Below are 19,795 nucleotides of genomic sequence, written 5' to 3'. Positions count from 1 at the left end.
TCATGGTTCCTCCTGATGTTGTGCACCGGTCCAGTGGTGCGGCTGCTGCGCAGCGGGTGGTGATGGTGGATGATGTCGAGGTCGGATGGTCAGTAGCGGAACGGCCAGTAGCCGAAGTAGTCCTTGATCCGCTGCCAGATCCGTTGGAGTCCGCGCGGTTCGGCGATGAGGAAGACGATGATGACAAGGCCGAAGATCGCATGCTCGAAGGCCGGCAGCTGGCGCTGCAGCATCGGTGCGACCCCGCCGAGGGCGTCGGCGACCATGCGGACCATGACCGGCAGGAAGGACATGAAGATCGCCCCGTAGATGGAGCCGGCGACCGAGCCCATGCCGCCGACGATGATCATCGCCAGGTACAGGATGGAGACGTCGATGGTGAACTTCTCCCACGAGATGATCTCCGTGTAGTGCGCCAGCAGCGCACCGGCGAGTCCGACGTAGGCGTTGGAGACGGCGAAGGCGGTGAGCTTCGTGCGGGTGAGGTTGACGCCCATCGCCGAGGCGGCGATGTCTTGGTCGCGCACGGCCATGAAGGAGCGGCCGACGCCGGTGCGGAAGAGGTTGGTGGCGGTGATGGCGACGATGACCGTGATGATGAGCAGGATGACGTACCACTGCTGTTCGAAGCTGGAGCGTTCGATCCGGAAGCCGAAGACCTCCAGCCGGTTGACGTCGACGAAGCCCTGTCCTTCGGTCAGCCAGCCCCAGCGGCGGACGATGAAGATGATGACCATCTGCGAGGCCAGGGTCGCGATCGCCAGGTACAGTCCCTTGAGCCGCAGCGCCGGCAGGCCGATGATGACGCCGATGACCGAGGTGAGCACGACGGCGCACACGATCGAGGTCGGTGCCGGCATCCCCATCCGGTCGGTGAGGATGACCGAGGTGAAGGCACCGACGGCGAGGAAGCCGCCCTGGCCCAGTGAGATCTGGCCGGTGTAGCCGACGAGGATGTTGAGGCCGATCGCACCGACGGCTGCGATGAGTGCGGTGTTGGCGATCGAGAGCCAGTAGTTGTCGAAGATGAAGGGCAGGAGGATCGCGATGACGGCCACGAGTGCCATCCGGACCATCTGCGGGCGGGTGTGCCACAGCCGCATCTCCGAGTTGTAGGACCGGTGGTGGCGACCGGTTTCGATAGCTGCAGACATGGATCAGACCCTTTCGATCCGCTTCTCGCCGAACACGCCGTAGGGGCGGACGAGCAGGATGAGCACGAGCACGATGTACGGGATGACCTCCGCCAGGCCGGGATCGAGGTAGCCGGAGACGAAGGCGGTCAGCAGGCCGATGGTCAGGCCGCCGACGATGGTGCCGGGCACCGAGTCGAGTCCGCCGAGGATGACGACGGGGAAGACGAGCAGGCCGAAGCTGACGATGTTCATCTCCACTGCGGTGACGTCGGCGAGCAGGATGCCGGCGATGAGCGCGCTGATGGCGGCCAGCCCCCACGACATCGCGAACACGCGGCGCACGGAGATGCCGACGGTCATCGCCGCCTGCTGGTCATCGGCGACCGCGCGCATCGCGATGCCGTGCTTGGACTTCTGGAAGAACAGCGTCAGCAGAGTCAGCACGATCGCGGCGATGAGCAGCACCCACAGCCGGTTGGCCGGCACCGATCCGCCGAGCAGGGACACCGAGTTCGTCGGGAACAGTGCGGGCATCGCCCGCGGCTGGGTGCCGTAGAACATCTGCACGAGCGCACTGAGCAGCCCGGCCAATCCGATCGTCACCATGATGATGGAGATGTGGCTCTGCCCGACCATCGGCCGCAGGATGAACCGCTCGACCACACCGCCGACGATGACGGCGATGACGATGCCGATGATGAGCGCGACGATGAGCGGCAGCTGGAAGATGACCCAGGCGGTGTAGAAGGTGTAGGCGCCCATGAGGAGGAACTCGCCCTGCGCGAAGTTGATGACGCCGGTGGCCTTGTAGATGAGCACGAAGCCCAGCGCGGCCAGCGCCAGGATGGCGCCCTCGGAGAGGCCGAAGATGACAAGGGTGATGAAGGTGCTCACTGTCGACCACTCCAGACTTTTCTGCGTCCCCGGCCGGCGGGAACGGTGTAGGACTCAAGATCGAAGATCCGCAGCGGGATCGACCGTTCGACGACGGAGCCGTCCTGGTAGGTGATCGCCGCGGAGATGGTGACTTCATCGACCTCCGAGGCCAGCGCCTCGATGATCGAGCCGTAGCGTTCGGCGATGACGGAGCGGCGGACCTTGCGGGTGCGGGTGATCTCATCGTCATCGGGATCGAACTGCTTGTGCAGCAGCACGAAGCGCCGGATCCGGATCGTCTCGGTCAGGTCCTCATTCGCCCGGGCGAGCTCCTCGGCGATGAGTTCGTACACCTCGGGTTTGGCGGCCAGGTCGGTGTAGGTGGTGAACGACAGCTTCTCGTGCTCGGCCCACGCAGAGACGGTCGCCGGGTCGAGCGTGACGATCGCGCACATCGGATGCTCGGCGTCGACCGTCTCGGGGTTGGTGACCCCGGTGCCGGCGAAGACGACGGATTCTTCGATGTAGGGGGAGAACTTCAGCTTGTTCTCGATGAAGGCGTGCGAGTACATGGTGCCGTCGGCTGCGGTGACGACGTCCTTGAGCCGGTCGACGACGACGAGGTGACCGGCCTCGTCGAGGTAGCCGGCGTCGCCGGTGTGCAGCCAGCCCTGCGGGGTGACGGTCTCGGCGGTGGCTGCGTCGTTGAGGTGGTAGCCGCGGAACACCGAGGAGGAGCGCAGCATGATCTCCTGGTTGTCGCCGAACTGCAGTTCGGTGCCCGGCAGCGGTTCGCCGACCGAGGTGTAGGAGACTCCGTCGTCGCGGTGGACGACGGCGATGCCGCAGATCTCGGTCTGGCCGTAGATCTGCTTGAGGTTGACGCCGATGGCGTGGAAGAACTGGAACACGTCCGGGCCCAGCGGGGCACCGCCGGTGTAGCAGCGCTTGATGCGGGTCAGCCCCAGCTGTTCGCGCACCGGGCGGGTGGCCACCGCATCGGCGATCGAGCCGATGAACTTGTCCCACCCGCTCAGCCGCTTGCCGGAGGTGCGCTTGCTCGCCAGCCGGTCGGTGATCTCATAGCCCCAGCCGAAGATGCCGCGCTTGATCTTCCCGGCCTCGTCGATGCGCACCTGCACCTCTGAGAGCATCGACTCCCAGATCCTGGGTGGGGCGAACATGACGTCGGGGCCGATCTCGCGCAGGTCGGACTTCTGGGTGGTGGCGTCTTCGGGGAAGGAGATCGTCAGCCCGCAGTACAGGCCGCAGGCGACTGCGAGCATCTGCTCGCCGATCCAGGCAAACGGCAGGATCGAGACGTAGCGGTCCTTGGCGACGATCGGGTCGATGGCTGTCAGGTGCTCGGCCATCGACAGCAGGTTGGCGTGGGAGAGCTCGGCGAGCTTCGGCTTCGAGGTCGTGCCCGAGGTGGTGCAGATGACGGCGAGGTCATCAGGGTGGCCGGCGGCGATCTGCTCATCGAGCCAGCCGGGATTCTCAGCCGCCCAGGCACGGCCGGCGTCTTCGACGTCGGTGAAGTCGAGCAGAATCTCATCGGTGTACTGCTCCAGGCCGTGCGGGTCGTAGAAGACAATGTGCTCGACGAGCGATTCAGCGCCGAGGTCGGCGTGCAGGCGCAGCAGCTTGTCGACCTGCTCCTGGTCTTCTGCCACGACGACGCGGGAGCCGGCGGTGTGCAGGATGTGGGTGAGCTCGCTGCCAAGCGAGGTCGGGTAGATGCCGACGACGCTGGCGCCGAGAGACTGGCAGGCGAGCTCTGCGATGAGCCACTCTGGGCGGTTGTCGCCGAGCACGGCGACGATGTCCCCGCGCTTGACGCCCAGCGTCACGAGCCCGTGGGCGAAGTCGCGGACCCGCTCGCGGTAGAGCTGCCAGCTCATCGGCTGCCAGATACCGTAGCGCTTCTCCTGCATCGCCACCCGGTCCGGGTGGGCGGCGGCGAGCGCGTCGAGGTACTGCGGCATCGTCTTGGTGATCGCGTGCGGGGGCCGGTCGGCGGTGAAGCCGCGGCTGCCAGTGGTGTTGTGCTCAGGTGCGGCGGTCATCGGACTGCCTCCGTTCCCAGATAGGCCTCGATGACCTGCGGATCGGCCATCACCTCAGCAGGAGTGCCGTCGGCGATGACGCGGCCGAAATCGAGGACGGTGACGCGGTTCGAGATGTCCATGACGACGTTCATGTCGTGTTCGATGAGGACCATCGAGACGCCGGCGAGTTCGTGGACGTCGAGGATGTAGCGGGCCATGTCCTCCTTCTCCTCGGCGTTCATGCCGGCCATCGGCTCATCGAGCAGCAGCAGGGCCGGCTGCAGCGCCAGCGCCCGGCCGAGCTCGACGCGCTTCTGGATGCCGTAGGCCAGCGTGCCGACCGGCTTCTTGCGGTAGGCCTGCAGCTGCAGCAGGTCGATGATCTCCTCAACGATCTCGCGGTGCTCGATCTCCTGCCGGCGGGCCGGGCCGAGCCACAGCATCGCCGAGAACACGTTCTGGCGCATGTGGATGTGCCGGCCGAGCATCATGTTCTCCAGCACCGTCAGATGCTCGAAGAGCTCGATGTTCTGGAAGCTGCGGGCGACGCCGAGGCGGGCGACCTTGTTCGGTGCCAGGCGGGTGAGCGTCCGGTCGGCGTACTCGTGCGGCTGGTCGGTCGAAGCGCGGCGTTCGCGCTCCTCGGGTGAGTGCTCGCCGAGGTGGCGGCCGGTCTCGCCGACGACGTAGCGCAGCGCGATCTCGCCCTCGGTGGGCTTGTACAGTCCCGACACGCAGTTGAGCAGTGAGGACTTTCCGGCGCCGTTGGGGCCGATGACGGCGTGGATGGTGCCGGAGGTGACGGTGAAGCTGACATCGGAGAGCGCGCGCACTCCGCCGAATCGCAGCGACAGGTCGGACACCTGCAGAAGCGGCTGCCCCGGCGGCATGGTGCTCCCGTTGAGGGAGTGTCGGTAGGCGCGTGTTCGCACGTGATCTCCTTGCGTCGTTGCGAAAGCGAGAGTGAGACAGACCGCTGTGATCGGCATCACTGTTGAGATAGACAATAGGTTTTCAATATGTGAAAATCAATACTCTCAATAGAAAAACTTTTCAGTCTTTCGGTTCTGCATGTCACGTTTGCATGTGGCAAGCTGACAGTCAGGCATCCGGTGACCGCCGGTGGCTTACGTTCAGGAAGGGGGCCGCATATGGCCGGTGAGGGCAATGGCGTCGGAGCCGATGGCAGCACCACCGGCAATGGCTCAGCCCGTGGGGGCCTCGGCACCATCCGCAACGCGGTCAGGCTGCTCGACCTGCTCGCCGAGGGCCCGCCGCTGCACCACCTGACCGACCTCGCCGCCCGCTCGGGCATGTCGGTGCCCACCGTGCACCGGCTGCTGCGCTCACTCGTGCAGGCCGACTACGCCGTGCAGGACCCGGCGACCTCCCGCTACGGGCTCGGCCCGCAGCTCACCCGCCTGTCGAAGCACTACCTGGCCCGCAACACGATCCTCGCCGCGCTCGCCCCCTTCGTCGTGGCGCTGCGCAACCAGCTCGACGCCACCATCAGCATCTACGTGCTCGCCGGCCGCGAGGTCATGTGCATCGACCAGGTCGACGGCGATGACCGCGGGCCCTTCCGCCACTCACCGCGCGCCCTGCCGGCCCTCGACACCGCCGCCGGGCGGGTGCTCGCCGCCCACGCCGCACCCGAGGTGTGGGCTGAGGTCCTCGCCGGCGCCTCACCTGAGACCGTGGAACTGGCAGAAACCCACCGTCAGCAGTGGGCGAGTGCGAACCACATCCACCTGCCGGCCATCGTCGCCGACCACGTCGACGAAGTCGCTGTGCCGCTGCGCGACGCCGAAGGCGCAGTCGTGGCAGCCCTGGCCGCCGATGTGCCTGCCGGAGCCGACGAGGCCCACGTGCGCAAGGCGGCTGCGGCGCTCGAGCGCACCGCGGTCTCCTGCGGAAGGAGCATCGGCAATGGCTGAGGCACCCGCGCCCTTCACCGGCATCGACCCGAACACGCTCACCGCCGACTGGCAGCCGATCATCGACCTCCTCGACTGGACGGCTGCTCCCAGCAGTGTCTGGCAGCCCGGACCCTATGGCGGGCAGTGGTTCCCCGGTGGCCGGATCGACCCGCTTTTCAACCTCGTCACCCGCCACGCGCGCGCCAACGGCTCGAAGATCGCCCTGCACTGGGAAGGCGAATCCGGTGAACGGCTCTCCTTTACCTACGCCGAACTTGCCACCGAAGTTGCCGCCGTCGCCACCGCGCTGCGCGGCCGCGGCGTCACCGACGGCGACGTGGTGGCCTTCCACACCGGCTGGCTGCCCGAGACGGTGTTCGCGGTGCTGGCCTGCATCGACATCGGCGCCCGCTGGTCGATGCTGCCGATCTCCCTGCCCGCCGAGGCCCTGGCCACCCGGCTCGCTCAGCTGCAGCCGAGCCTGCTCATCACCCAGGACGGCGCCTGGCGGCACGGCACCGTCATTCCGCTCAAAGTCCGCGCCGATGACGCCCTGGCTTCAGCTGAAAGCGTCGAACACACCCTCGTCATCCGCCGCACCGGCCTCAACGTGCCGTGGTTCCACGGCGACCACTGGTTCGACGACCTCACCCACGCTGCTCGCCCGGCCGCCCGCCGCGTTGAGACTGCGACCAGCGCAGTCGATTCCGGACGGCCGATCGACGCCCACCTGTGCGCCGGCCACCTCGCAGCCCCCGGCGCTCCGAGTCTGACGACCTGGCACTCCTTAGCCGCCGTCTTCGCCACCGCCGCCGCCTTCCATGGTGCGGTGCGCACCGGCGGCACCTTCTGGTGTGCCGGCGACGTCTCCTGGGCGGTCTCGCAGTGGCACGGCCTGCTCGGCCCGCTGCTGTACGGCGACACCATCGTCGTCTACGAAGGCACCCTCGACGTGCCCCACCACCAGCGGGCCTTCGAGATCATGAACCGCTACGACGTCTCGACCTTCGTCACCACCCCGGCCGTCATGCGCACGATGCGCTCCTGGCACGACGACGTCACCGCCGCCGGCAGCGTCGCCGCCCTGTGCCGCGTCGTCACCGCAGGCGAACCGGTCGAACCCGAGCTGCGCCGCTGGATGCAGCGCGCCTTCGTCGAAAACGGCTGCGAGGTCGTCGACGGCTGGGGCCAGATCCTCTTAAGCGGCATCGTCTTCGTCCACGGCGGCAGCTGCCAGCTCGGCCGCGGGGTCATCTCTGTCACCGACGCTGATGACCGGCCGGTCGAACCCGGCCACACCGGCGAGCTCATCGTCACCGCACCCCTGCCCGGCATGGTGAGCACCGCCTCGGGAGCGGGCGCCGAGGACACCATCTGCGCGCCCTTCACCCGCCGCCCGGACCTCGGGTTCGCCAGCGGCGACCTCGTCCTCGTCGAACCCGACGGCGGCTTCACCTTTCAGGGCCGGATCGACCCGGCGATCTCCGTGTCCGGCCAGCTCGTCTCGCTCACCGCCGTCGGCCAGCTGCTCGAAGACCACCCCTTCGTCGACGCCGCCCGCGCGGTCGCCGTGCGCGACCCCGAGCACGGCCGCAGCGTGTGGGCCGCCGTCGTCACGAGCGAACCGGCCTCCCGCCAGCTGGCCGTCGACCTCATGAGCTCGGTGTGCGAGATGCTCGGCGGACTCGCGAGGCCGCGGGCGATCGTCTTCGTCGACACCCTCGATGCCGACCTCGACCGGCAGCTGCTCGGCCGGGCCCTGGCCGGGCTCGTGCCCGCAGGTGCGGAATGGGGACAGCTGCGCTGGGCCGATGTGCTCGCCCACTGCCGCCTGCAGGACCGCAGATCTCGCTAGACTGAGAACTGCTGACACGCACTCCACCCGAAAGGCGGATGACAGATCATGGCAGGACTTCTCACCGGACGGAAAGCTCTCGTCACCGGAGGCACGCTCGGCATCGGCCGCGGCATCGCCGAAACCCTCATCGAACACGGCGCCACGGTCGGCGTCACCGGTGTGACCGACGATGAGGTCACGGCCGCCCAGAACGACGGGCTCAGTGCCTACCTGCTCGACGTGCGCTCCCGCGACAACTGCGAAGAGGTCATCGCCTCCTTCGTCAACGACCACGGCGGACTCGACCTGCTGTCGTCGAACGCCGGGGTGTACCCGCAGGCCCGCATCGACGAGATGACCGATGAGGACCTCGAATCGATCTTCGCGATCAACACCTTCGGCACCGTCCACATCGTGCAGGCCGCCCTGCCGGCCCTGCGGAAATCGCAGGCCGGCCGCATCGTCGTGACCTCGTCGATCACCGGCAACTACACCGGCTTCCCCGCCTGGTCCCACTACGGAGCGACGAAGGCCGCCCAGATGGGCTTCGTCCGCTCCGCCGCCATCGAACTGGCAGCCGACGGCATCACCATCAACGCCGTGCTGCCGGGCAATGTGCTCACCCCGGGCCTGAAGGACATGGGTGAGGCCTACCTCAAGCAGATGGCTGCAGCCGTGCCACTGGGCTACCTCGGTGAGCCCAGCGACATCGGCCACACCGTCGCCTTCCTCGGCTCCGACGGCGCCCGCTACATCACCGGCCAGGGCATCGTCGTCGACGGCGGGCAGATCCTGCCCGAAAGCCCTGAGGCCCTCGCCGAGGCATAACCCGGCCACCGCCTCGGGACCGGGACCACCGCCTCGGGAGCGGAACCACTACCACCTGCAGACGCGGCACCCCATCAGACGGGATGCCGCGTCCAGAGTGTTCCGCCACGGATGCGCCACCGGTAATGTGACAAGTGCCCCCTGCAGCCGCGCTGCGGCCGCGCCCCGAGCCTCCAGGAGAGAGCCATGGGCACCATGAAAGCCGCCGTCGTCACCGAATTCGGCAAAGACCTCAACGTCAGCGACTCCACCGACATCCCCACCCCCGGCCCGCACGAGGCCCTCGTCAAGCTCATCTCCACCGGCGTGTGCCACACCGACCTGCACGCCGCCCACGGCGACTGGCCCATCAAGCCCAGCCCACCGTTCGTCCCCGGACACGAGGGGGTGGGCCGCGTCGAAGCCATCGGCGACGACGTCACCTCCGTCAAAGTCGGCGACATCGTCGGCAACGCCTGGCTTTGGAGCGCCTGCGGCGACTGCGAATTCTGCCGCACCGGCTGGGAGACGCTGTGCGAGAAGCAGCAGAACGGCGGCTACTCCGTCGACGGCTCCTTCGGCGAATACATGCTCGTCGACGCCCGCTACGCCTGCGGGAGGTGGTGCTGGAACCGAGACCGATGTGCGGGAACTGTTACACGATCGTCGTCTCAACCTGTGGGCACCGGCGATAGGCTGGAAGCCACACCTCTCACGCCCCCAACCCAATAGGACTGGAGCACTTATGGACATCGGCGCGATCATCGGGATCCTCGTCGCCCTCGGCGTTGTCATCGTCATCCTCATCGTCGTGGCAGCCCTGCTGTTCGGCGGCCTGCGCTCAAGCATCTTCTTCACCGTGCACACGCAGGAGAACGTCATCGTCGAGCGCTTCGGCAAATTCAAGAAGGTCGCCAAGCCCGGCCTCAACACCAAGGTCCCGTTCATCGAGACGACGACCAAGCCGATCTCGCTGCGCGTCCAACAGCTGGAGGTCAACATCGAGACGAAGACGAAGGACAACGTCTTCGTCATGGTGCCGGTGGCCGTGCAGTACCTCGTGAGTGAGGACAAGGTCGTCGACGCTTACTACCGGCTGGCCAACCCCGAAGAGCAGATCCGCTCCTACGTCTTCGACACCGTCCGCTCAGCCCTGTCGACCCTGACGCTGGATTCGGCCTTCGAGTCCAAGGACGACATCGCCACCAGTGTTGAGCACCGGCTGTCGGCGCAGATGGCCGGCTACGGCTTCCGCATCGTCAACACCCTGGTCACCGACATCTCCCCGGATCAGCGGGTGCGCGATTCGATGAACTCGATCAACGCCGCCCAGCGCGACCGTGTGGCCGCCCAGGCACTGGCCGAGGCCGACAAGATCAAGCGCGTCACCCAGGCCGAAGCCGAGGCCGAGTCCAAGCGCCTGCAGGGTGAGGGTGTCGCCGGACAGCGCAAGGCGATCGCCACCGGTATCGCCGAGCAGTACGAGATGCTGCGCCGCGCCGGCATCGAATCGACCGCCGAGCAGCTGCTGCTCATGACCCAGTACTTCGACACGATGCAGGATGTCGCCCGCAACGGCCGCTCGAATGTGCTCATGCTGCCGAGCAACCCCGGTGCGCTCGGCGACCTCACGACCGAGATCCGCAATGCGCTGCTGACCTCGCATGAGTCCGAGCGGGCGATCTCCGACTCCGACAGCGACTCCCGCCAGGAGCGCCTTGAGGCCCAGCGCCGTGAGCGCGAAGAGGCCGACCGTGCTCGTCGCGCTCGCGAGCAGTCCGCTCAGCAGCAGGCGCGCCGGGCAGCCGACCAGGCTCGCCAGCAGCAGCGCCGCGACTTCCCTGAGCCGCCGGACTTCATGCCCGGCATGTGAGGCTGAGGCTCACGCTCCACGCACCACAGCACGCCCCGACTGGCAGCCGCCAGGCGGGGCGTGAGTGGATTCAGGGGTCGCGCTGATGATCGCCTTTTTGCGGGCGTTGCCGTGGATGCCGGCAGAACGTGCTCGGTAATCCTCCGGTGAAGCGCCGCCGGTGCGCGAGACCGAGTGAAGCTCGGGACTCTTGGCGTGTGCGCGTAATCGATTTCGTTCGCGCTATTGTGAGTAGAGCTTCCATGGTCTGAAATTGAGGTGTGGAGCATCGACGCTGAGTTGATTGAGCCATGGGTAGCTTCGTTGGACGAAGATTCACGTGCTCAGCTGTTCGCAGCAATCGAAGTGCTGTAAGCAGCCGGTCCGCAGCTCGGCCGGCCGCTCGTTGACACAGTGACTGCATCGCGGCATCGGAATATGAAGGAGCTGAGGCCCGGTTCGTCGGGCCGTTCGGAGTTGCGGGTGCTTTTCGCCTTTGATCCGGAGAGGCGGGTGATCATGCTCGTTGCTGGTGACAAAGCCAGGAACTGGGCTCGCTGGTACAAGGTGAATATCCCGGTGGCCGACGATCTATTCGATGAGCACGTACGACGATTGCGGGGGAGTGATTGAAGTGGCATTGAGTTATGAAGAGCTGAAGGCGAAGCATCCCGTGGATCGGGCGGCGGTCGAGGCGCACAAAGCCCGCATGCTCGCCGAAGTCCGTGCCTACCGGTTGCGTGAGCTTCGTGAGCAGGCCGGACTGACACAGGCTCAGCTTGCCGAGCGCATCGGCGTTGGTCAGCGGCAGGTGTCAAAGATCGAATCCGGTGATTTGGACAGCGCGAAGGTCGGAACGGTCCGCCGCTACCTCGAAGCGGTAGGCGGGAGTCTGGCAGTCGAATACGTCATCGGCGATCAGCGAGTTCAGGTGGCGTAACTGAGAGTTGGGGTGTCCCCAGAACGTGGTGACTATTCGGACTCGAGCGTCGTTGCGCCGGACCAACGACGGTGTCACCCGGTGCCGAGCTGAGCCTCACCCTCTGAACGCCGTGACGTCAGGCTTGTGGGTCAGATCTGCGCCGCTGTGCACGGCAGAGTCGCCCGCTTGTGCCGTTTCGTCCTACCGAGGCGTATACTTGGACATCGTCCGCGCCGAGGTGCGCCCTCGTGGCAGTCGGACACACCCCACCATCTGAGACGAAAGGCACGCGGCACCCCCGTGAGCACACAGCACCAGGACACCACCGCCTCGGGCGCGGCAGGCGGATTCTTCGGAACCGGCGGCACCCTCGACCGCTTCTTCCACATCACCGAGCGCGGCTCGACGATCGGCCGCGAGATCCGCGGCGGCTTCGCGACCTTCTTCGCGATGAGCTACATCGTCGTGCTCAACCCGCTCATCATCGGCGCCTCGATGGACTCCACCGGCCACTTCCTCGGCGGCGGCACCGAGCCGAACCTGCCGGCCGTGGCCGCGGCGACCTCGCTCGTCTCGGGTATTCTCACGATCCTCATGGGCGTCGTCGGCAACTTCCCGATGGCCGTGTCCTCCTCGCTGGGGCTGTCAGCCTTCCTCACCTACGGCATCGTCGTGCTGCCGGGCATGACCTGGGCTGATGCGATGGGCCTGGTCGTCATCGAAGGCGTCATCCTCCTCATCCTTGTGCTCACCGGCTTCCGCGCGGCGATCTTCAACGCCGTACCCGGCCAGCTCAAGACCGCCATCAGCGTGGGCATCGGCCTGTTCATCGCGCTCATCGGCATGATGAACGCAGGCTTCCTCTCCAAGGGCGAGGGCGCGGCTCTCGAGCTGGGCACCGGCGGATTCCTCTTCGGGTGGCCGGTCCTCATCTTCCTCATCGCGCTGCTGGGCCTGTTCGTCATGTGGTCAGCCCGCGTGCGCGGGGCGATCCTCTACTCGATCCTCGGGGCGACTGCGCTCGCCCTCATCGTCGAGGCGATCGTCGGCATCGGCCCGAAGACCGGCGCCGACGGCGAGATCGCCAACCCCTACGGCTGGGGTCTGACCGTCCCGACGCTCAACCAGGAATGGCTGAGTCTGCCCGACCTGTCGCTGCTCGGCAGCTTCAACCTGCTCGGCTCCTGGCAGCACATCGGCATCGTCGCCGCCTCACTGGCGGTGTTCACACTCCTGCTGGCGAACTTCTTCGATCTGCTCGGCACCATGGTTGCGATCTCGAAGGAAGGCGACATCGTCGACGCCGACGGCGAGATCCCCAACTCCAAGCGGGTCATGGTCGCTGACGCCTTCGGTGCGATCGGCGGCGGACTGGGCTCGATGTCGTCGAACTCCGGGTTCATCGAGTCGACCGTCGGCGTCGGCGAGGGCGCGCGCACCGGCCTGGCCAACGTCATGGCAGGCCTCATGTTCCTGCTCACCATCGTCGCCGCGCCGCTGGCCGCCGTCATCCCGACCGAGGCGGCCGCCCCGACGCTCGTGCTCGTCGGCTTCCTCATGATGCAGCAGGTGCTGCGCATCGACTGGGCCGACGTCGAGATCGCGATCCCGGCATTCATGACCGTCGTCCTCATGCCGTTCTCGTACTCGATCACCAACGGCATCGGCGCCGGCTTCATCAGCTACGTCGTCATCAAGGTGCTGCGCGGCAAGGCCCGCGAAGTCCACCCGCTCATGTTCGTCACCGCGGCGCTGTTCGTCGTCTACTTCGTCTCCGGGCCGATCCAGAACGCCCTCGGCAGCTGAGGTCGGCCGGCGGCAGTCGCGGTGGCGGCGCGAGTTGCGCCGGCCGGTCAGTCGAGGATCACGCGCCTGAGCGCTGCCAGCCGCTCCTGCGGGTCGGCCGGGATCTGGCCGGCGAGGTCGTCGCCGGCCGCCAGCGCTCGGCACCACCGCATGACGAAGGCGTTCTTGCCCACCGGCACCCCGAGTGTGTTGCCGATGCGCACGATCTCCCCGCCCAGGTAGTCCGTCTCGATCGAACCGGTGCCGCGGGCCAGCGACTGCCAGGACGACGAGGCGAACTCCTCGACACCGTCGACTTCGCCGATCTGGATCCGGTCCTCGATGTCGAAGGCCTTCGGACTCGAGCCGACGTGGTCGATCCCGGCTGCGGCGTAGACGGCCTTCGCCTCGGCCTTGAGCGCATCGTTGAGCTCGCCGTATTCGATCCCGGGCCCGAGGATCGAGTCGAGCCCATTGGCCAGATTCGTCAGAAGCTTGCCCCAGATATGCGGCCACAGCTCATCGGCACTGCCGAGCGCCTCGGCGGCGAACCCGGCCGTGCGCGCATCGGTCACGAACTTCCGGGCGGTGGCCACCGCCTCGGGATCGGCCGTGACGGGACCGGCGAAATAGGCGCCGTGATCCGGCTGCATGCGCGTGATGACCTCGCCGGGGGAGAGGAACAGTGCCGGCATCCACACGGTCGCCGCGACCACCGTGCGGAAGTGCCGGGGTGCCTGCCGGGCGGCCTCGGTGCCGTTGAGCAGCAGGACGATCGGCAGCAGCTCACCGGCGGTGCCGATGACCGTGCCCGAGGCGCCGGTCACCGGGCGATCGGCCCACTGCGGCAGGGCGGTGAGCGCCTGGTTCGTCTTCGTCGCCAGCACGAGTACGTCACCGGTGCGCAGCTCGACCTCTTCAGGGGAGCGGGCGAGCTCGGGGCGGGCGGTGATGGTGCCCGACGGAGTGCGCATCGCAAGGCCGCCGGCGGCGATGGCGTCGGCGTGCTCGCCGCGGGCGATGACGGTGATGGACAGGCCGGCGTCGCTGCCGGCCGCTGCCAGGGTGCCGCCGATCGCGCCGGCCCCGATGATGACGTACCTGTTCATGCTTCCACGCTACCAATACCGGCGGCAGCGGGCAGGCGTGGGAGAAGTTTGCAAAGTTATTCACGGTCTCACGTCTGGATTCCATGAATAACTTTTCTCACTTTCGCCGGCGGATGCTTCAAGGGAAAAGTTTGTGGAGCTGTTCATATGTGGAGGCTCTGAAAATATGAATAGCTCTACAAACTTTCGCCTCGACCGCCGGTGCCTAGGTCACCGGTGCGCTCCAGCCGTTCCCGTTAGGGTGGAGGGGTGGCCTGCCGGCCCAGCACCGTTTGGGCCGAGCAGCACCACCGCCGCACCGCCCGCACAGCCGTGAAGGAGCCCCATGTATCAGCCCGTCGCCGTTCCGCCGCGCCGCACCGTCGCCCTGACCGGAGCCCGGCTGCTGCCGATCGCCGACGCTGAGGGCAACCCGGCACCTGAGATCGCCTCCGGCACGATCGTCCTCGACGAGGGCACCATCACCGCCATCGGCCCCGACGCCGAGGTCGAGGTGCCCGCCGGTGCCGAGGTCATCGACGCCTCCGGCACGGTCATCGCCCCCGGCTTCGTCGAAAGCCACGCCCACATGGGCGTCCACGAGGACGGTGAGGGCGGCGAGAACAACGACGTCAACGAGATGACCGACCCCGACGGTTCGGCCCTGCGCGCCCTCGACGCGATCAACCCCGCTGACGTCGGCTTCAAGGACGCGCTGCGCGGCGGCGTCACCACCGCCGTCGTCAAGCCCGGCTCCGGCAACCCGATCGGCGGGCGGACCGCCGCTCTCAAGACCTGGGGGCGGGTCGTCGACGAGATGCTCATCAGCCAGGACATCTCGGTCAAGTCGGCGATGGGCGAGAATCCCAAGCGCATCTACGGCGAGCGCAAGCAGACCCCGGCCACCCGCCTCGGGGTCGCGAAGGTCCAGCGCGAGGCCTTCGTCAAGGCGCGGAACTACATCGCCAACCGGGCGGCCGCCGCCGAGGTGGGGGTCCCCTTCGATCGGGACCTGGGCCTGGAGACGCTGGCCGATGTGCTGACCGGTGACCTCGTGTGGGATCAGCACTGCCACCGCGCCGACGACATCGCCACCGCGATCCGGCTGGCCGAGGAGTTCGGCTACCGGCTCATCATCAACCACGGCACCGAAGGCCACCTCATCGCCGACTACATCGCAGAGAAGGGCCTCGACGTCATCGTCGGCCCGCTCATGACCTCCCGGTCGAAGGTCGAGCTGCGCCACCGCACACTGGCGACCCCGGCAGCGTATGCCAAGGCCGGGGTGCGGTTCGCGCTCACGACCGACCACCCGGTGGTGCCGATCTTCTTCTTCGTCGACCAGGCCCGGTTCGCCGTGCGCGAGGGACTCGACCCCGCGATCGCGCTGCAGGCGATGACGATCCACCCGGCGGCGATCCTCGGTCTCGATGACCGTGTCGGATCCTTAGCGGTGGGCCGCGACGCTGATATCGTGCAGTGGAGCGCCCATCCGCTCGACTTCGATGCGCGTGTCACCAGCGTCTACGTGTCCGGCCGGCACGTGTACACGCACGATTTCGCCAGCGGTGAGGCATTCGTGGCCGACCCGTTCGGCCCCACCCGGATCCACGAGCCGTGAGCACCGACCGTTCGTCCAGCGGCAGTTCACGTGAGCATCAGATCCATCAGGTAGAACCGAGATCAGACACAGTGTGACGGACAAGAAGGACCAGTGGCAGAAGACAGCGATCGCCCACCGCGCCGGCGCCTGCTGCGCCCGCGCAGCCGCAGCAACGGATCACGTGCCGCGGCAGGCGATGGCGCACGCCACGACTCACACGAGAGCGAAGCTGCGCGGCGAGCCGGAGCCGAACGGCAGACCGGAACGAGCGATCTCGGTGCGGACGCCAACCAGCCGCTGAACACCAACGAGTACACCGGATCGACCGCCGGCGCCGCACTGCGCACCACCGGCGGGATCCCGCAAGAGACCGTCGCCGAGGCCACGGAGAAGGCCCAGACCGCCCGGCGGCGCGGGCACAAACAGCTCAAGACCCGCGCTCCGCGCGGCAGGAACGGCAGGCGTGCCGGCTCGGCATCTGCTGCCAGCCCGGCCACCGCCTCGGGAACGGCCACGACTCCGGCGACCTCACGCCTGGAGCAGGACCCGGTCGACCCGTCCGAGGCGCTCACCCCGCCGGTCGCCCGCGGCGCCGACGGCAGCTACGGCACGGGTCGGTCGTCCTCCACCCAGCGGTTCCGCCGCAACGGCAGCTCCCGCAGCATCGTCGAGAAGACCAACGCCGCCGGCTCCTCGTCGAAGCGGATGGCCGAACGGCTCGCCCGCAAGGCCGTCGGGCAGATCACCGGCGATTCGATGCCGGCGACCGACCCGATCCCGATCGTCGCCACCCTCAAGGGCACCCCGTATCAGGCGCCGGTGCAGAGCCAGGCGAAGGGCGAGGAGGAAGCCCGCAAGATCATGGAGCTGGCCGTCGACATCGGCTGGATCATGCTGCGCGCCGGCGCCCCGACTGCCGACGTCGAGGTCTCCGTCATCGCCACCTGCACCGCGCTCGGCCTGCCGACCGTCGAAGTCGACCTGACCTCGAACTCGCTCAATGTGCACTACTCCGACCCTGAGGGCCGGCTGCTCAACGTCATGCGCGTCAGCCGCGAGGAGTCGATCCACTACTCGAAGCTCGCCTCCGTCCACAAGCTCGTGACCGACATCGTCGACGGCAAGGTCGAATACCTCGAAGCCAGCGAGCGGATCGACGCGATCCGCCAGCAGCGCCGGCCGTTTGCCGGCTGGTTCGTCGCCCTGGCCTGGGGCATGCTCGTGACCTGCTTCGTGCTGCTGCTCGGCGGCTCGGCAGTCTCAGCGGTCATCGGCTTCGGCATGGCGATCATCATCGACCGCTTCGGTGCGCTGCTCGCCCGCTTCGACGTGCCCCCGTTCTTCACCGCGATGGGCCAATCGACGTTTGCGACCGTGCTGGCAATGGCGGCCTGGACATTCGGGGTCATCGCCGCGCCCCAATATCTCGTCGCCGCGGGCATCGTGCTGCTGCTGCCGACTGCCGGTCTCATCGCCGCGGTGCGGGACTCGCTGACGAACTTCCCGCTCACCGCCTCGGCGAAGGCCGTGGCCGTCGGCACGACCCTGGCCGGCATCGTCTCCGGCATCGCCCTGGGCATCATGATCGGCCGGGCGATCGGGCTCTCACCGATCGAGGTGATCGTCACCTCCGGCGGGGTCGAGGCGCTCACAACGATCATCTCGCTCATCGCCGCGATCCTCGTCGGCATGTGCGGTGCGATCGGCATGCAGGCGGCCAAACGCCAGATCGTCATCGCCGGGCTCATCGGCGGCGTCGGCTTCGTCATCTACGTCGGCTGCACGCTGCTGGGCCTGGGCAATGTCGTCACCTGCTTCATCGCCGCCACGGTCGTCGGGCTCATCGTCCGGCCGGTGGCGCTGCGCCGCGGCGCCCCGCCGATCGTGCTGCTGCTGCCGGGCATCTTCCCGCTGCTGCAGGGCCTGTCGATCTTCTCCGCCGCCTACCAGATCGTCCAGCCGCAGGATGCGATCCCGCTGTCGATGGGCCTGTCCTCGCTGTTCACCGCCGTGACGGCCAATGCCTCGATCGCCGTGGGCGCGGTGTTCGGCGACTTCCTCGCCCGCCCGATCTACCAGCGGGTCAAGGACCGCCGCGAGAAGTCCGATGCCGTCGCCGACGCGACCGCCGGCGCCCACCCGACGTCGACCTCGGGCACGGGGCAGGTCTCCAGCTGAAGCAGCCGGCGCCTCCCGGCTGCTTAGGGCAGCTGCCAGTCGATCGGCTCGCCGCCGCGCTCAGCCAGCAGCGCATTCGCCCGGCTGAACGGCCTCGAGCCGAAGAACCCGCGCGAAGCGCTCAGCGGCGACGGGTGCGGGGACGCGACGATCGGCACATCGCCCAGCCGCGGTGCCAGGGATTGCGCATCCCTGCCCCACAGGATCGCCACGAGCGGCCCGCCGCGGGCGGTGAGCACCTCGATCGCCCGATCGGTGACCGCCTCCCAGCCCTTGTTGCGGTGCGAGGCCGGGGAACCGGGAGCGACCGTCAGCACCCGGTTGAGCAGCATGACCCCCTGCTCCTGCCAGGGGCGTAAGTCCCCGCTGCTCGGGGCCGGGGCACCGAGATCGGCCTGAAGCTCTTTGAAGATGCTCGTCAGCGAACGCGGCAGCGGCCGCACATCCGGAGCGACAGCGAAGGACAGCCCGATCGGATGCCCGGGCGTGGGATACGGATCCTGACCGACGATGAGCACCCGCACCCCGGACAGCGGTTCGCGGAAGGCGCGGAACACATCGTCACCGGCCGGCAGGTACTGGCGGCCGGCGGCAAGTTCGGCGCGCAGGAAGTCGCCCATCGCGGTGATCTGCCCGGCCACCGGGGCCATCGCCTCAGCCCAGTCCGGGGCCATGATCTTCTCAAGACTCATACCGCCATCGTAGCCAACGGTGACCTCCACAACCCCCGGCGTGACCGGCAACACAGGCGGGCGCTATGCTCAACACAGCGCGTACACCCGCATCGATCCGAAAGGACTCCTATGTCGACGATCGCATGGATCGGCCTGGGCCACATGGGCCTGCCGATGACGAAGAACCTTATGAAGGCCGGGCACACTGTGCGCGGCTTCGACCTCTCCGAACCTGCCATGAACGCCGCCGCCGAGGCGGGGGTCACCACGTGTGCCTCGGCCGCCGAGGCGCTCGACGGCGCCGAGGTCGTGTTCACGATGCTGCCCAAGGGCGAGCACTCGCTGGCAGCCTACGGCGGCGACGAGGGCATCTTCGCCAAGGCCGCACCCGGCACCCTGCTCATCGACTCCTCGACGATCGACGTCGCCAGCTGCCAGCAGCTGCACGACCAGGCCAAGGAAGCCGGCTTCGAGTTCGTCGACGCGCCGGTCTCCGGCGGCATCGCCGGTGCCGAGAAGGGCACCCTGGCGTTCATGGTCGGCGGCGAAGAGGCGGCAGTCGAGAAGGCGCGCCCGTTCATCGAGCCGATGGCCGGCAACGTCATCGCCACCGGTGCTCCGACGACCGGGCAGGCGGCGAAGATCTGCAACAACCTCATGCTCTTCATCAACATGGTCTCCACCTCCGAGGCCGCGGTGCTCGCCGACCGCCTCGGACTCGACCACTCGGTGTTCTACTCGATCGCGAAGGTCTCCTCCGGTGACTCGTGGCCGCTGCGCACCTGGTACCCGTACCCCGGCGTCGTCGAAACCTCACCGGCCAATGAGGACTTCGCGCCGACCTTCACCGCCGACCTGGCGCTCAAGGACATCAACCTGGCGCTCGCCGCTGGTGAGGACACCGACACCGACCTGACACTCGGCACGATCGTCAAGGGCATGCTCCAGCAGGTCTCGGATGCCGGATCCGGCGGCAAGGACTGCTCGATTGTCAAGAAACTGGTCGACGGCTCCTTCGGCGCCTGAGCTGGCTGCAGCCGCAGCGGGCACACCGCTTTGAACCCCTG

15 protein-coding genes and 2 pseudogenes are annotated in these 19,795 nt (G+C 67.6%); 11 read left to right on the top strand and 6 right to left on the bottom strand.

The genetic code is table 11. The annotated features are described in order from the left end of the window. Window positions 1–89 precede the first annotated feature (89 nt). Genes B4E96_RS07485 through B4E96_RS07470 form a run of 4 tightly spaced genes read right to left on the bottom strand, consistent with a single transcriptional unit; the run spans window position 90 to window position 4,995 of the window. Entirely contained in the window at window positions 90–1,154 is a 1,065-nt protein-coding gene (locus B4E96_RS07485) for a branched-chain amino acid ABC transporter permease (RefSeq protein WP_286957010.1), read from the bottom strand. A gap of 3 nt (window positions 1,155–1,157) precedes the next feature. Further along, complete coding sequence (locus B4E96_RS07480) at window positions 1,158–2,030, bottom strand: branched-chain amino acid ABC transporter permease (RefSeq protein WP_286957009.1); 873 nt, start codon at window positions 2,028–2,030, stop codon at window positions 1,158–1,160. Further along, window positions 2,027–4,081: an AMP-binding protein gene (locus B4E96_RS07475; protein ID WP_286957008.1), complete on the bottom strand. Its 2,055-nt coding sequence runs from the start codon at window positions 4,079–4,081 to the stop codon at window positions 2,027–2,029. Before B4E96_RS07475 ends, B4E96_RS07480 begins: the two co-directional genes overlap by 4 nt. Continuing rightward, window positions 4,078–4,995 carry an ABC transporter ATP-binding protein gene (locus B4E96_RS07470; RefSeq protein WP_259856920.1) on the bottom strand — a complete coding sequence of 306 codons (918 nt, stop codon included), beginning with the start codon at window positions 4,993–4,995 and terminating at the stop codon, window positions 4,078–4,080. The genes B4E96_RS07475 and B4E96_RS07470 overlap by 4 nt, the downstream gene beginning before the upstream one ends. A 219-nt stretch (window positions 4,996–5,214) precedes the next feature. Here B4E96_RS07470 and B4E96_RS07465 point away from each other — a divergent pair, with 219 nt between their 5' ends. From B4E96_RS07465 to B4E96_RS07435, 8 genes and pseudogenes are all read left to right on the top strand, one after another. Further along, window positions 5,215–6,000 (top strand): IclR family transcriptional regulator, encoded by a 786-nt coding sequence (locus tag B4E96_RS07465; RefSeq protein WP_286957007.1) that lies wholly within the window; start codon window positions 5,215–5,217, stop codon window positions 5,998–6,000. Further along, window positions 5,993–7,837, top strand: a complete 1,845-nt coding sequence (locus tag B4E96_RS07460; protein ID WP_286957006.1) for an acyl-CoA synthetase — start codon at window positions 5,993–5,995, stop codon at window positions 7,835–7,837. The genes B4E96_RS07465 and B4E96_RS07460 overlap by 8 nt, the downstream gene beginning before the upstream one ends. Window positions 7,838–7,885: 48 nt before the next feature. Then, window positions 7,886–8,647, top strand: coding sequence for a 3-oxoacyl-ACP reductase FabG (gene fabG, locus B4E96_RS07455; RefSeq protein WP_259844569.1), 762 nt, complete (start codon window positions 7,886–7,888; stop codon window positions 8,645–8,647). 186 nt (window positions 8,648–8,833) lie between these two features. After that, window positions 8,834–9,238, top strand: a pseudogene (locus B4E96_RS07450) (alcohol dehydrogenase catalytic domain-containing protein); the annotation flags it as partial. A gap of 133 nt (window positions 9,239–9,371) precedes the next feature. Then, window positions 9,372–10,499 carry an SPFH domain-containing protein gene (locus tag B4E96_RS07445; RefSeq protein WP_102161970.1) on the top strand — a complete coding sequence of 376 codons (1,128 nt, stop codon included), beginning with the start codon at window positions 9,372–9,374 and terminating at the stop codon, window positions 10,497–10,499. 369 nt (window positions 10,500–10,868) lie between these two features. Then, window positions 10,869–11,111, top strand: a pseudogene (locus B4E96_RS13375) (type II toxin-antitoxin system RelE/ParE family toxin); the annotation flags it as partial. After that, a complete protein-coding gene (locus tag B4E96_RS07440; protein ID WP_165883626.1) occupies window positions 11,077–11,418 on the top strand; it encodes a helix-turn-helix domain-containing protein in 342 nt (113 codons plus the stop codon). The pseudogene B4E96_RS13375 and the gene B4E96_RS07440, both read left to right, overlap by 35 nt. 282 nt (window positions 11,419–11,700) lie before the next feature. Next, on the top strand, window positions 11,701–13,206 hold the full coding sequence (locus B4E96_RS07435; RefSeq protein WP_257995101.1) for an NCS2 family permease: 1,506 nt from the start codon (window positions 11,701–11,703) through the stop codon (window positions 13,204–13,206). A 47-nt stretch (window positions 13,207–13,253) separates the two neighbouring features. Here B4E96_RS07435 and B4E96_RS07430 read toward each other — a convergent pair whose 3' ends face one another. Beyond that, window positions 13,254–14,294: a ketopantoate reductase family protein gene (locus B4E96_RS07430; RefSeq protein ID WP_286957005.1), complete on the bottom strand. Its 1,041-nt coding sequence runs from the start codon at window positions 14,292–14,294 to the stop codon at window positions 13,254–13,256. 325 nt (window positions 14,295–14,619) lie between these two features. Between B4E96_RS07430 and B4E96_RS07425 the strand changes: the two genes are divergently transcribed. Next, complete coding sequence (locus B4E96_RS07425) at window positions 14,620–15,894, top strand: amidohydrolase (protein ID WP_286957004.1); 1,275 nt, start codon at window positions 14,620–14,622, stop codon at window positions 15,892–15,894. A 93-nt stretch (window positions 15,895–15,987) separates the two neighbouring features. Further along, window positions 15,988–18,054 carry a threonine/serine ThrE exporter family protein gene (locus B4E96_RS07420; protein WP_286957002.1) on the top strand — a complete coding sequence of 689 codons (2,067 nt, stop codon included), beginning with the start codon at window positions 15,988–15,990 and terminating at the stop codon, window positions 18,052–18,054. Window positions 18,055–18,077: 23 nt separating this feature from the next. Here the strand turns inward: B4E96_RS07420 and B4E96_RS07415 are convergent, their stop codons facing one another. Next, window positions 18,078–18,746, bottom strand: coding sequence for a uracil-DNA glycosylase (locus B4E96_RS07415; protein ID WP_286957000.1), 669 nt, complete (start codon window positions 18,744–18,746; stop codon window positions 18,078–18,080). A 111-nt stretch (window positions 18,747–18,857) separates the two neighbouring features. Here B4E96_RS07415 and mmsB point away from each other — a divergent pair, with 111 nt between their 5' ends. Further along, window positions 18,858–19,754: a 3-hydroxyisobutyrate dehydrogenase gene (gene mmsB, locus B4E96_RS07410; RefSeq protein ID WP_286956999.1), complete on the top strand. Its 897-nt coding sequence runs from the start codon at window positions 18,858–18,860 to the stop codon at window positions 19,752–19,754. Window positions 19,755–19,795: the final 41 nt, after the last annotated feature.

Source organism: Brevibacterium sp. UBA7493 (assembly GCF_002479565.1).
Taxonomy (GTDB): domain Bacteria; phylum Actinomycetota; class Actinomycetes; order Actinomycetales; family Brevibacteriaceae; genus Brevibacterium; species Brevibacterium luteolum.
Note: the sequence above shows the minus strand (reverse complement) of the source record. Positions and strands in the feature narration are given on the sequence as shown.